Below are 12832 nucleotides of genomic sequence, written 5' to 3' on the forward strand. Positions count from 1 at the left end.
CATGGACGGCAAGTGCCAAAAGCGCTAGTTAGTGCACAGACTAAGGAGCGCATTATGGACTATCGCCGTTTTTTCGAAGAAGCGATCGACCAGTTGCACGCCGAGAAGCGTTACCGCGTTTTTGCAGATCTTGAACGTATTGTCGGACGTTTCCCCCGAGCTATCTGGCGCAACAATGGCACTGCCCGTGAAATCACCGTCTGGTGTTCTAATGATTATCTTGGCATGGGACACCACGCCGACGTGATCAAGGCTATGTGTGATACAGCTGGCAATACCGGCTCAGGTTCCGGCGGTACGCGCAATATTTCCGGCAATAATCACCCGCTGGTCGAACTCGAATCCGAACTCGCTGATTTGCATGGCAAGGAAGCCGGCCTCGTGTTCACATCAGGCTTCGTTTCCAATGAAGCTTCGATTTCCACGATTGCACGGCTGCTGCCGAACTGCCTCATCCTCTCCGACGAACTGAACCATGCTTCGATGATCGAAGGCGTGCGTCGTTCAGGCGCGGAAAAGAAGATTTTCCGTCACAATGACGTCGAGCATCTGGAACAGCTTCTGAAAGCAGCCGATCCAGCGCGCGCCAAGCTGATCGTGTTCGAATCCGTCTATTCGATGGATGGTGATATCGCACCGATCGAGAAGATTGCCGATCTGGCCGACAAATATAATGCCATGACCTATATCGATGAAGTTCATGCTGTTGGCATGTACGGCGCACGAGGCGGCGGCATCACCGAACGCGACGGCTTGGCACATCGCATCGATATTATCGAGGGTACGCTTGCCAAGGCTTTTGGCGCTCTCGGCGGTTATATTACCGGTTCGCGCGCGATTGTTGACGCCGTACGCTCCTATGCACCAGGCTTCATCTTTACGACCTCGTTGCCACCAGCAGTCGCCGCATCGGCAACGGCCGCCATCCGGCATTTGAAGAATTCGCAGGTGGAACGCAACGGTCAGCAGCGTCAGGCCCAGCGCGCAAAGGACGTGCTTTCGGCTGCGGGCTTCCCCGTGATGCCATCCGAAACGCATATCGTGCCTATTCTGGTCGGCGATCCTGAACTTTGCAAAAAGGCCAGCGACCGTCTGCTTGAAGTTCATGGCATTTATATCCAGCCGATTAATTATCCAACCGTCCCGCGCGGCACCGAGAGACTGCGTATCACTCCGTCGCCCCGACATGACGACGCCCTGATAGACGGCCTCAAGAATGCATTGCTGGAAGTCTGGGATGCACTCGGCATTCCTTATGCGGAGCCCGCTGTTTCGCAGCCAGTCAGTTCCGAGCGGATCGTTCCGCTGATGGTCTCCAAGGCTGGCGGCTGACAATCTGAGGCTCTCGAATAAGGCCGGTTAAACCGGCCTTTTTTGTTAGAGCTTTTCGATCCAGCGCACGAGCCGTCTTGCAGCATCTTCCACTTGTTCCGGATCACGGCAGAAACAGAGACGGAAGAAGCCTTCGCCGCCGACGCCAAAAGCGCTGCCAGGTGCCAAGCCGACATTGGCATTGTCCACCATGTCAATGGCCGCCTTGACGGAATCCTCGACACCGTCCACGCCGAAGAAAAGATAAAATGCCCCTTGAGGCGGTGTCAGGCGAACTCTGCCGGTCGACAAGAGCGCGGCGCACAGGCTATCACGCGTCGCATGGGCCCGTTCAACCTGCATCAAAATGAAGGCATCCCCCTCATCCAGCGCCGCTACAGCACCACGCTGCATGAATTGTGCAACGCCCGAATTCGAATATTGGATCAGGTTTTCAATGACCGGTCCCAGAGACGGGTGAACGGTCATCCAGCCGACACGCCAGCCGGTCATCGCCCAGTTCTTGGAGAATGAATTGACGAAGATGATGCGATCATCCGGCTCCATAATATCCATGAAAGATGGAGCACGACCGCCGCCATAATAGAAGTGGGTATAAATCTCGTCGGCAATGATCCAGAGACCATGCTTGCGTGCAAGGTCGAGAAAAAATTGAAGTGTCTCGCGATCCGACGTCCAGCCGGTGGGGTTGGATGGCGTATTGATGAAGAGCGCTTTCGTGCGCGGCGTGATGGCCGCTGCAATTTTCTCCGGATCGAGCATCCAGCCATTGGCACCGAATTCCAACTCGACCGGAACCGGCACAACGCCTGCCAGACCAGCTGCGCCAACGAAGTTGGGCCAGGCCGGGGAAAGATAGATCGCCTCTTCGCCCGCTCCAACAGTTGCTGTCAGCGCCATTTCGATGGCGTGCATACCAGAACCGGTGACATAGAAATTCTCCGGCTTCAAGGGTAGCGGGAAATAGCGTGCATGATAACGCGCGAGTGCTTCTCGCAGCTCGGGGATGCCAGCTTGCCAGGTATAGAAAGTCTCTCCGTCAGAGATACCTTTTTGAGCCGCGGCGCGAATGAAATCCGGTGTCGACAGATCACCTTCGCCTACCCAAAGCGGAATAAGCCCTTCGCGTCCGCGCCCGTGATTGGCGACCGCCACAATCCCGCTTTCCGGCGACTGGACTGCTTCCCGACGAAGATTGGCTATGAGCTTCATAATTCCCCGCGTTGAACTTCGATTTTGATTTCGTGCTTATCAAGGCCTGTCAGCGAAATCACGCGGCTTTTTGTGATGGTCCGATCAAGCGTATTTATGGATCAACAAAAAACGGAGCCCGAAGACTCCGCTTTCATTCGCCAGTTCTGGATGGGTCAGCCTTTCTGCTTTGCCAGAAGATCGCGGATTTCGGTCAGCAGGACCTCTTCGCGCGGCGCTTCCGGTTCCGGCTTTGCCTCTTCCTTCTTCTTCATACGGTTCATCCCTTTCACCACAAGGAACAATACCCATGCGATGATCAGGAAGTTGATGAGAAGCGTGACGAAATTGCCGTAGGCAATGGTCGCACCGGCTTCACGGGCAGCGGCCAGCGTGGCCTTGGGTTCACCTGCCAGCTGTATGAACATATTCGAAAAATCGATACCGCCAGTGATCAGACCGATGATCGGCATGATGATATCGTTGACGATGGAATTGACGAGGCCGCCGAACGCTCCGCCAATGATCACACCGATGGCCAAATCGACCATATTGCCCTTCAGGGCGAATTCCTTGAATTCCTTTAGCATTACCTGTCTCCCTCACGAACGCAGACCGCTCGGGCCGTCCTGCCGCGGTGGCGTTCGCCAAATCAACCTGGGCACCAGATAAACTGGCAATGGATGGCAGGGCCTATCCCAGATAGCGAAACTGAAAATCGCTCTGCCTTTTCAAATGTGTTCCTGACAAATGACGTGCACTTTTCAGGATCACACTCCTAGTGTGTAGACGAAAATTACCAAAGAAAAGATGAAACCGCTAAAACGCACTGTTTTTCATCAATAATCTTGCACGAAAGCACCGAAAGTGCTTGCGTCAAATAAAGATCGAGAAGTGAGGGAACAAGCCGGCTATGCAGGGCTGGGGTATTATTGGCGCCGCCTTTTTATACTTGCTGCTGCTTTTTGCAGTAGCCAGCCTCGGCGACCGGCGCACCTCGCGCTGGAACAGTGCTCCGCGTCCCTACATCTATGCGCTCAGTCTGGCCGTTTACTGCACCTCCTGGACCTTCTTCGGCTCTGTCGGCTTATCGGCCCAGCGCGGTCTTGAGTTCCTTGGAATCTATATCGGCCCCATTCTCGTCTTTACGCTCGGCAACAGGCTTCTGCGGCATATCGCGCGACTGGCGAAATCCGAGCATATCACCTCAATCGCCGACTTTCTCGCTGCCCGCTACGGAAAGAGCTTCGGTGTAGCCTCTCTTGCGACCTGTATTGCAGCCGTCGGCTCGATTCCCTATATCGCGCTGCAGCTCAAAGCAGTTTCCGGCAGTGTCGGCCTGGTCATGGAGCATTACGGATCGACCGTCGACCCGTCAGTATTCATATTCGGCGATATTTCCCTGCCCGTTGCCGCTGTGTTGGCTGTCTTTGCTATCCTCTTCGGCACTCGCCATACCGACGCCACGGAACATCAGAACGGCCTTATTCTAGCCGTGGCTCTGGAATCCGTCATCAAGCTTTGCGCCTTCCTGACCGTTGGCTTTGCATGCACCTTTTTTCTGTTCGGTGCCCCATCCCAACTGATCAATCAAATATCACAATCACCAGAAGCGCTGGAAGCGTTCCACTATCAGACATCTGTCGGCACATGGATCGTACAAAGCGCACTCAGTGCTGCCGCCATCATCATGCTGCCGCGACAGTTCCATGTGACCGTAGTGGAAAGCCGGAGTGAAAAGGAACTGCGAACAGCTTCCTGGCTCTTCCCGCTTTATCTGGTCCTCATCAATATCTTCGTATTTCCCATCGCTTTGATCGGCGTGATGACGCTCGGAGGCAATGTCAGCGGAGATTTGTACGTTTTGGCTTTACCGCTGGCAGCAGACGCTCATTGGCTCGCACTCGTGGCTTTTCTCGGAGGGTTGTCGGCAGCAACAGCGATGGTCATCGTCGCCTGCGTTGCGCTTTCGATTATGATCTCCAATCATCTGGTACTGCCGCTCTTCATCCGGCGACTGGCGAAGCAACATGCTGCAGAACAGCGCGACCTGACCAAGGTCATTTTGAACACACGCCGCCTCACCATTATCGGCATTCTGGCATTCGCATTTGCCTATTATCGGTTTACCTCCAACAACATCCATCTTGCATCGATCGGCTTCGTTTCCTTTGCTGCAATTGCCCAGTTTGTTCCGGCCTTCATTGGCGGGTTGTTCTGGCGTAATGCGAATGGGCGCGGTGCCATGCTGGGTCTGACGGCGGGATTTCTGGTTTGGGCCTACACATTGCTGCTGCCAACCATGGCGCCGGAAAATGCCGCCATTCTGCGCGACGGCTTCCTCGGCTTTACGGCACTGCGTCCCGAAGCACTTTTCGGAACCAATGCTCTCCCATTGACCAATGGCGTGTTGTGGAGCCTAGCGGCCAATACGCTGTTCTACATCCTCGGTTCCCTTTCGCGCGCTTCGACGCCGCTCGAGCGCATCCAGGCAAGTATCTTCCTGCCGCGCTATTTCATAGGCACGCCGACGCTCAAGCGCTTCCGTACCACCGTCACCGTCGCGGAACTGAAAGCCACCATGGCGCGCTATCTCGGTGCGGAACGCGTCGAGCGCGCTTTTCTTCGATTTGAAGGAAGGGAACAGAGGCGACTTGATCCGGGCATGACCGTCGACACGCCGCTGATCCGCCACGCGGAGCAACTGCTCGGTACGGCTGTCGGCTCCGCATCGGCGCGCCTTGTCTTATCACTGCTGTTGCAGAAGAGCGATGCGTCTGGACGTGATGCACGACAGCTCCTTGACGATGCTTCGACCGCTTTGCAGCAGAACCGTGATCTTCTGCAAACTGCCCTCGATCAGATGGAACAAGGCATCACCGTTTTCGACAAGGATCTGCGACTGACATTCTGGAACCGGCAGTTCCGCAAGCTTTTCGATCTTCCAGATGAAGTGATGCAGGTCGGGATACCCGTTTCGGAAATCGTGGAACAACTGCACCGCCGCGGCGATATATTGTTCAACGCCCAGAACAGCGTCGTCCGCTCGCTCGCAGCAGTACGCCAGCCATGGCGCATCAACATGAAATCAACGGGCAAGGTGCTGGAAATCCAATCGAACCCCATGCCGGATGGCGGCATTGTCGCAACATATACCGATATCACGGCGGCAGTCGAAGCCGATGTCACGCGCCAGAAGGCGGCAGAAATGCTGGAGCAGCGTGTGGCTGACCGCACGGCAGAACTGACCCGCGTCAACCAGCAGCTTGCCAAGGCTCAATCGGCAGCAGAAGAGGCCAATCAGGGAAAGACACGCTTTCTAGCGGCAGCCGGCCACGACATTCTGCAACCGCTGAACGCAGCAAGATTGTACAGTACCGCGCTTGCCGAAAAACTCGGGCGCTCCGAAACGAGCGAATTCGCACGTAATATCGATTCCTCGCTGGAGGCTGTGGAAGCTATTCTGGGTATGGTGCTTGATATTTCCCGGCTGGACACCGGGGCGCTCAAGCCCGACGTCTCGGTGTTTCGCCTCGACAAGCTGATGAGTCAGATTGCAACCGATTTTACTCCTCTCGCTGCCGCGAAGGGGCTGACGTTGCGCGTCGTGCCGTCAAGCATCGTCATCAAAACTGACCGTAACATGCTGCGGCGCCTGATCCAGAACCTTGTTTCCAATTCGATCAAGTATAGCCGCAAGGGCGGTATTCTGCTCGGCGTCCGGCGTCGTGGAGCTTTTGTGGAGTTGCAGGTACTCGATACAGGCATCGGCATTCCGCCGCAAAAGCTGAAACTTGTCTTCCGGGAATTCACACGACTGGATGAGGGCATGCGGGAAGCGGAAGGGCTGGGGTTGGGTCTCTCAATCGTCGACCGTATCGCAAGGCTGCTTTCGCTGCCGTTATCACTGTCATCGACACCAAATAAGGGAACCATGTTTACCTTGCGCATCCCTGTCTCGCAGGAAAAAGTGCCCGCCGATGAAGTGAAAAGCCGCCGAGGGTTGCAGAAAGCGCTGGAACTAACCGGGCTTGATGTTCTCTGCATCGATAATGACGCCAACATCCTGTCTGGAATGGAGACATTGCTTAACGGCTGGAGCTGTCGGGTAACGACGTTGCACAGTGGAACAGCATTGAAGAACTATTGCGCCGACCACATCGCTCCTGATGTGATCGTCGCGGATTACCATCTGTTGAACGAAAACGGTCTCGATATGATCGGCTTTGCACGCGAGACATTTCAGGCAGAGATACCGGCCATCCTGCTGACAGCCGACCGTTCCAAGGAAGTCCGTCAGCGTGCCGAAGATGACAACGTCACGGTTTTACACAAGCCACTTCGGCCTGCTGCGCTCCGTTCCCTGCTATCGCATTTTCATCATGCGAGGCAGGATCAAAAATCGGCGCAGAATGCCGCTCAGTAATTGGCCGTTGTTCAATCCGCACTCAAGGCATCATTGCCGATGCGTGACAGAAGAATGACCGCCTGCGTGCGGCTGTCGACCCCCAGTTTCTGCAGCACTGCGGAAACATGTGCCTTGACCGTGGCTTCTGACACACCAAGCTCATAGGCAATCTGCTTGTTCAGCAGACCTTCAGCAAGCATGGTCAGCACGCGTGTCTGCTGTGGCGTCAATGTACGCAGCCGCGCAATGAGAGCCTCGATTTCTGGGTCGTGCGGATGATCCAGCTCAATATCAGCTGGCATCCAGATATCACCAGACAAAACGGCACGAACGGCCTCGCCAATAGTTTCCATGCTGGCGGATTTCGAGATGAAGCCCGAAGCGCCGAGTTCGACTGCGTGACGGATCGTAGCGGCATCGTCGGTCGCCGAAACGATGATGACCGGAAGTGCAGGCTGCAAGGCCTTCAACGTCACCAGACCGGAAAGCCCGGTTCCCCCCGGCATCGTCAAATCCAACAAGAGAAGATCGATATCCTCTCGCTCGCCAATCAGTTTCTTGACGGCGTCAAAATCGCCGACTTCGATGATTTCGACACTCTGTGACTGTCCCGAAAGAACCTGCCTGAGTGCTCCCCGGAAAAGCGGGTGATCGTCAGCGATGATGAAATGCATGTGCCTCGCGCGCCATTGTTTCAGGTCTCCTCCCCTCGCGGTGCAAGCCAATTAGCCAATAATTCCGTTTTATGCCGTTTTTTGGCTCGGGCAACCAAAATTCACGTTGCTAACCCCTTTTCACATTACTCATTGCCGCCATCTGGCCGCATTGTATGTTAGGCTGTGCGGTGAAAATAACATAAGAGCGGCCCGACCAGCTGAATGGAAGGGAACCAAAAAGGCATTTCATGACGCGCAATACGCTTTATCCAGAAATCCAACCGTTCAAGGAAGAGATGCTTCAGGTTTCTCCGCTGCATCGAATCCACGTCGAGCAATGCGGCAATCCGGACGGCAGGCCGGTCATCATGATCCATGGCGGCCCCGGCGGCGGCATCACGCCAACCATGCGCCGCCTGCACGATCCAGAGCGCTATCGCATCATCCTGTTCGACCAGCGCGGATGCGGTCGTTCGACCCCGCATGCGGAACTGCGTGAAAACACGACCTGGGATCTTGTGGCGGATATGGAGCATATTCGCGCGCATCTCGGCATCGAGAAGTGGCAGGTTTTCGGTGGCTCCTGGGGATCAACCCTCGGTCTTGCCTATGCGCAATCCCATCCGGATCGCGTGGCTGAGCTTGTTCTGCGCGGCATCTTCATGATCCGCCGTTTCGAAGTCGACTGGATGTATTCCAACGGTGCAAGCATTCTATTTCCGGACCATTTTGAGGCTTATCAGGAGCATATACCCGAAGCCGAGCGCGGCGACATGATCGCCGCTTATTACAAGCGCCTGACTGATCGTGACCCACAGGTACAGCTTGAAGCAGCACGACGCTGGGCGCGTTGGGAAGGCTCTGTCATTTCGCTTCTGCCCGACCCGGCCCGCGTCGATGCCTTCGGTGAAGACCAATACGCCATCGCCTTTGCGCGTATCGAATGCCACTATTTCCAGAACCGCGGTTTCCTCGATTCCGATGACCAGCTTCTGCGCAATGTGGATCGCATCCGGCATATTCCGGGCGTGATTGTTCACGGTCGCTATGATATCTGCACGCCATTTATCAACGCTTGGCAGTTGAAGAAAATGTGGCCCGAAGCCGATCTCAGAACCGTCGAGGATGCAGGGCACGCCGTCACCGAGCCTGGTATCACCCATGAACTGATCGAGGCGACAAAGCGTTTCGCTCAATAATGAAAAGGTGCCGCATGGCGCCTTTTTCCTTTATCGTCTCAGGTTCGACCGCCAGGTGTCATTCCACCACTCGGGCTTTCGGGCTCGCTATCGAAACTTCTAGCAATATCCATGAAACGGCGCATGAAGCGTTCCATATAGCTCATGGACTGCTCGAACTCCTGTTCGGTCGGGAGCCCCGAAGCGGCACTCCCGCCCTTCCCTTCGAGGGCAGAAACCTTGTCTTCAAGCTTCTTCACGCGATCCCGCAAGTCGGCAATGTCGTTCTCATAAGCTTCGCGATCTTCGGTCGCCATCTTGCAGATAAGCTGTCCCTGCTGCTCGGTACAGGTCGATAGCGCCCCGGTTCGTGTGTCCAGACGGACATAACCGGTTTCCGTGCCTTCCAGCCGATAGCGCCCGTTTTCCTGCGCAAGAGCATTGGCCGGTGCAAACGCTGAACCGAGAAGAGCAACAGCAGCCAGATTGCGAACCATCAGTGTCTTTCTGTTCAACATAATGCAATTCCCTTCAGTTTCTCTTTGAGATGTCCCCATCATATGGGACGTTTACGACGAAAATCGAACATGCGGGACTTTGATTTCCGAAGAATTTCAGTCTAGAGAGCAGCCATGACCAATGAGATCATCTATAAGATCGCTCCGCGCGACCTTTGGGCACAAGCAGAACAGGCTGGCAGTTTTACCGGGGCTCCGGTTGATATTGCCGATGGCTATATCCATTTCTCTACTGCAACGCAGATGCGAGAAACGACCGCCAAACATTTTGCGGGCCAACAGAATCTGCTCCTGATCAGTGTGAACGCTTCCGCGCTTGGAGCAGCGTTGAAGTTTGAAGTTTCACGCGGCGGAGCTTTGTTTCCTCATCTTTATGGCGAACTGCCGCTTGCAGCGGTTTTAAAGGTTGAACCCTTGCCACTGGGCGAAGATGGTCTTCACATTTTTCCGGAGCTGGAAGATTAATGAGCGGGCTTTTTGAAACTCTCGGGCGACGTGCTCTCTTCGCCTTCGACGCGGAACAGGCACATGGCCTTTCCATCGCTGGCCTGAAGACAGGTCTTGTCACCTGCAGTGCGCCAAACGATCTGGCTCTTTCCGTCAAGGTTGCGGGCCTGCAGTTTCCAAATCCGCTCGGCATGGCAGCGGGCTATGACAAGAACGCCGAAGTCCCGGACGCATTGCTGAAACTCGGCTTCGGCTTCACGGAAATCGGCACCATCACACCGCGCCCTCAAAGCGGCAATCCGCGTCCGCGCATTTTCCGCCTCGTGGATGATAAAGCGGTCATCAATCGTCTTGGCTTCAACAATGAAGGCCATGATGCAGCTTTTAAACGTCTGTCGCAACGCGCAGGCAAGAGCGGTATCGTGGGCGTCAACATCGGCGCCAACAAGGATGCCGACGACCGCATTGCGGATTATGTTGCCGGTATTCGCCGCTTCTATCAGCTGGCACGTTATTTCACGGTCAACATCTCTTCGCCCAACACTCCCGGTCTGCGCAATCTTCAGGCTCGCGACAGCCTGCGTGAATTGTTGAGCCGGGTACTGGAAGCCCGAAACGAAGAAGGCAAGATGTGCACGCTGAAGCGTCCGGTTTTCCTCAAGATCGCGCCCGATCTGGCCAATGAAGAACTGGACGATATAGCCGCCGAGGCAACCGAACAGAAGCTGGACGGCATCATCATATCCAATACAACACTTTCACGCGCCGGACTGAAAAGCGCAGAAAATCGTGATGAAACAGGTGGGCTTTCCGGTGCCCCACTTTTCGACCGTTCCACCATCGTCCTTGCCCGGATGCGCGAGCGCGTCGGTCCTGACATGCCGCTGATCGGTGTCGGCGGCGTGGATAGCGCCGAGACAGCGCTGACGAAGATCAAGGCAGGCGCCGATCTCGTCCAGCTTTATACGGGCCTGATCTATCGCGGCCCGAACCTGCCTGCTGAAATCGTACGCGGCCTGTCCGCCGCTGTAAAACGTGAGGGCGTTACAAACATCGCCGCACTGCGCGACCGGGACACCAAAGACTGGGCCCTGCGCGAACTGTCTGCATGATTAAGCGATGAATTCTGTACGATAGCGTCGTGGCAGGATCGCCAGAAGCGTAACGCCGCGGATAGACAGAAACAGATTGAGAGCCAGCCAAAGCCCGTGATTGCCCATCACCGGCTTTGCCGCATAAAGAACAACCATAAAGAGTGCGAGCGACAGAAACATCATGTTGCGCATGTCGCGCGACCATGTGGCGCCGATATAGACCCCGTCCATATGGAAGGCCAGCAGCCCCGTAATGCCTGTCAGCGCCGCCCATGGCAGATATTTCAGAGCCTCGGCATGAACGTCTTCAGCCTTGGACAGAAGCCCAATGATCGCATCGCCGAACACCAGCAGGAAAAAGGCGATGATGCTCGCCATGACCAGCCCCCAGATGAAAGTGAGCTTGGCGCCCCGTACAAAGGCCGGGCTGTAACGCGCCCCGATCGACCGGCCGACAATCTGTTCGGCAGCCGCCGCCATACCGTCCAAAAAGAAACCGGCAACGAGAAAGAAGTTCAACAAGACGGCATTGGCCGCAAGCGTGACCGTTCCAAGGTCGGATCCCGCCCGCGTAAAAAACGCGAAGGCAGTCAGAAGCAGGAGCGAACGGATCATGATGTCGCGATTGACCGCGAACATGCGCAAAATTCCTTGCTTCTGAAAGATGCGTGCCCGGTTCGGACGCAGGGACGCATCCTTGCGGAAATGCCTCAACACGATGAACATGCCGACGAGAGCGGCAACGGTTTCACCAGTCACTGTCGCCCAGGCAACCCCCGTGACGCCCCAGCCCAATTCAAGACCGAGGATGATGCAGAGCACTATATTGATGCCATTGAGCAGCACTTGAAGACCGAGACCGACAAGGCCCTGTCCGCGGCCAAGAACCAGCCCGAGGATCGAATAATTGATCAGCGCAACCGGTGCCGACAACATGCGGATCGACACATAGGTCGCCATGGCTTCCTGCGTGGCGGAGGTTGGATGCATGAAGGTGGACGAGACAGCGATGATGATCGGCAGGCACAGGATCATCAGACTGCCGGCTACCACAGCGATAATGATTGCGCGCCAGAAGATCGCCTGTTCTTCCACTGCATCTTCCGCACCCACGGCCTGCGCCACAAGTCCAGTCGTGCCGGAGCGGAGGAAGTTGAACATCGATAGCAGGAAGTCAAATACCAGCGCGCCGATCGCCAGACCGCCGATCAGCTCGGCCTGTCCCATCTGGCCGACAACGCCCATGTCCACAAGTCCGAGAAGCGGCGTCGTGATTGCAGCAAGCGTCATGGGAATGGCGATCAGCATCACCATCCGGTGCGTTACGTCGAACGGCCTTGTTACGCCACCAACACGTTGCAGCGACTGATCCATTATGCTTGTCCCGAATGCATTCCCTCTGATGAAGATCATCTACTCTGGAATCAATCGAAACTACAGATAATTCGGCCACCGCATTGTCGCAGTTCCTGACAGCGAACTGTCAGGAGAAACGAGATGTTAGAGACCCAACATCATAGCCCAATATATATAAGTGGGTTTGTTTTCAGGCGTGGCCCAGGCAAGGCCATAATGCTCGAAAGTCGGATCGAGCATGTTCTTGCGGTGACCCGGCGATTTCATCCATGCGTCGAAGACCGCTTGGGTATCGCGTTGTCCCGATGCCACATTTTCAGCTGCAGGCCCGCGGATACCCGCCTGGCGCAGTCGCGCGACGAAGCCATTGCCCCAACCGACGCTGTGGCCGATCTTTCCGTAACTCGCCATACGCCTTGCTTGATAAAGCGCGGCCTGCTCAAGCTTGGTTTCCGTTGTCATCAAAGGCAAACCATTTGCCTTGCGAATAGCGTTGAAAATCGGGGTGGGGTCATTGTCTCCCACAGCCAGCGCCATGTTCAACGGCACGGTCGACACCGCCAGCGCTCCACCGGCGAGGACCAGAAAACCACGCCGGTTAAGTGTAAATCCATGTTTCTGTTGCATTGCCTGTCTGAGCTATCCAATTACC

The 12832-nt window shown here is 55.6% G+C and carries 11 protein-coding genes; 5 read left to right on the top strand and 6 right to left on the bottom strand.

The genetic code is table 11. The features are described from left to right. The first annotated feature begins 54 nt into the window (after positions 1-54). Complete coding sequence (gene hemA, locus AAE521_RS05710; protein ID WP_071631976.1) at positions 55-1332, top strand: 5-aminolevulinate synthase; 1278 nt, start codon at positions 55-57, stop codon at positions 1330-1332. 45 nt (positions 1333-1377) lie between these two features. Here the strand turns inward: hemA and AAE521_RS05715 are convergent, their stop codons facing one another. Beyond that, complete coding sequence (locus AAE521_RS05715; RefSeq protein WP_071631975.1) at positions 1378-2544, bottom strand: pyridoxal phosphate-dependent aminotransferase; 1167 nt, start codon at positions 2542-2544, stop codon at positions 1378-1380. 155 nt (positions 2545-2699) lie between these two features. Continuing rightward, complete coding sequence (mscL, locus tag AAE521_RS05720; RefSeq protein WP_071631974.1) at positions 2700-3113, bottom strand: large conductance mechanosensitive channel protein MscL; 414 nt, start codon at positions 3111-3113, stop codon at positions 2700-2702. 323 nt (positions 3114-3436) lie between these two features. Between mscL and AAE521_RS05725 the strand changes: the two genes are divergently transcribed. Further along, the gene (locus tag AAE521_RS05725) at positions 3437-6949 is read left to right on the top strand and encodes a PAS domain-containing hybrid sensor histidine kinase/response regulator (RefSeq protein ID WP_071631973.1); all 3513 of its coding nucleotides are present in this window, start codon (positions 3437-3439) and stop codon (positions 6947-6949) included. An 11-nt stretch (positions 6950-6960) separates the two neighbouring features. Here AAE521_RS05725 and AAE521_RS05730 read toward each other — a convergent pair whose 3' ends face one another. Beyond that, on the bottom strand, positions 6961-7605 hold the full coding sequence (locus tag AAE521_RS05730) for a response regulator transcription factor (protein WP_071631972.1): 645 nt from the start codon (positions 7603-7605) through the stop codon (positions 6961-6963). Positions 7606-7835: 230 nt separating this feature from the next. On the opposite strand from AAE521_RS05730, the gene pip reads away from it, so the two are divergent. Further along, positions 7836-8786, top strand: a complete 951-nt coding sequence (pip, locus tag AAE521_RS05735; RefSeq protein WP_071631971.1) for a prolyl aminopeptidase — start codon at positions 7836-7838, stop codon at positions 8784-8786. A gap of 38 nt (positions 8787-8824) precedes the next feature. On the opposite strand, the gene AAE521_RS05740 is transcribed toward pip, so the two are convergent. Further along, positions 8825-9283: a hypothetical protein gene (locus tag AAE521_RS05740; protein WP_071631970.1), complete on the bottom strand. Its 459-nt coding sequence runs from the start codon at positions 9281-9283 to the stop codon at positions 8825-8827. Between the two features lie 114 nt (positions 9284-9397). Between AAE521_RS05740 and AAE521_RS05745 the strand changes: the two genes are divergently transcribed. Together AAE521_RS05745 and AAE521_RS05750 are read left to right on the top strand one after the other, a co-directional pair. After that, a complete protein-coding gene (locus tag AAE521_RS05745) occupies positions 9398-9748 on the top strand; it encodes a DUF952 domain-containing protein (RefSeq protein ID WP_071631969.1) in 351 nt (116 codons plus the stop codon). Next, positions 9748-10842 carry a quinone-dependent dihydroorotate dehydrogenase gene (locus AAE521_RS05750; protein WP_071631968.1) on the top strand — a complete coding sequence of 365 codons (1095 nt, stop codon included), beginning with the start codon at positions 9748-9750 and terminating at the stop codon, positions 10840-10842. Before AAE521_RS05745 ends, AAE521_RS05750 begins: the two co-directional genes overlap by 1 nt. Here the strand turns inward: AAE521_RS05750 and AAE521_RS05755 are convergent, their stop codons facing one another. Then, the gene (locus AAE521_RS05755) at positions 10843-12198 is read right to left on the bottom strand and encodes an MATE family efflux transporter (protein WP_071631967.1); all 1356 of its coding nucleotides are present in this window, start codon (positions 12196-12198) and stop codon (positions 10843-10845) included. Positions 12199-12324: 126 nt separating this feature from the next. Next, a complete protein-coding gene (locus tag AAE521_RS05760) occupies positions 12325-12807 on the bottom strand; it encodes a CAP domain-containing protein (protein ID WP_071631966.1) in 483 nt (160 codons plus the stop codon). Positions 12808-12832: the final 25 nt, after the last annotated feature.

Origin of the sequence: Brucella cytisi (genome assembly GCF_038433355.1) — a bacterium.
Taxonomy (GTDB): Bacteria; Pseudomonadota; Alphaproteobacteria; order Rhizobiales; family Rhizobiaceae; genus Brucella; species Brucella cytisi.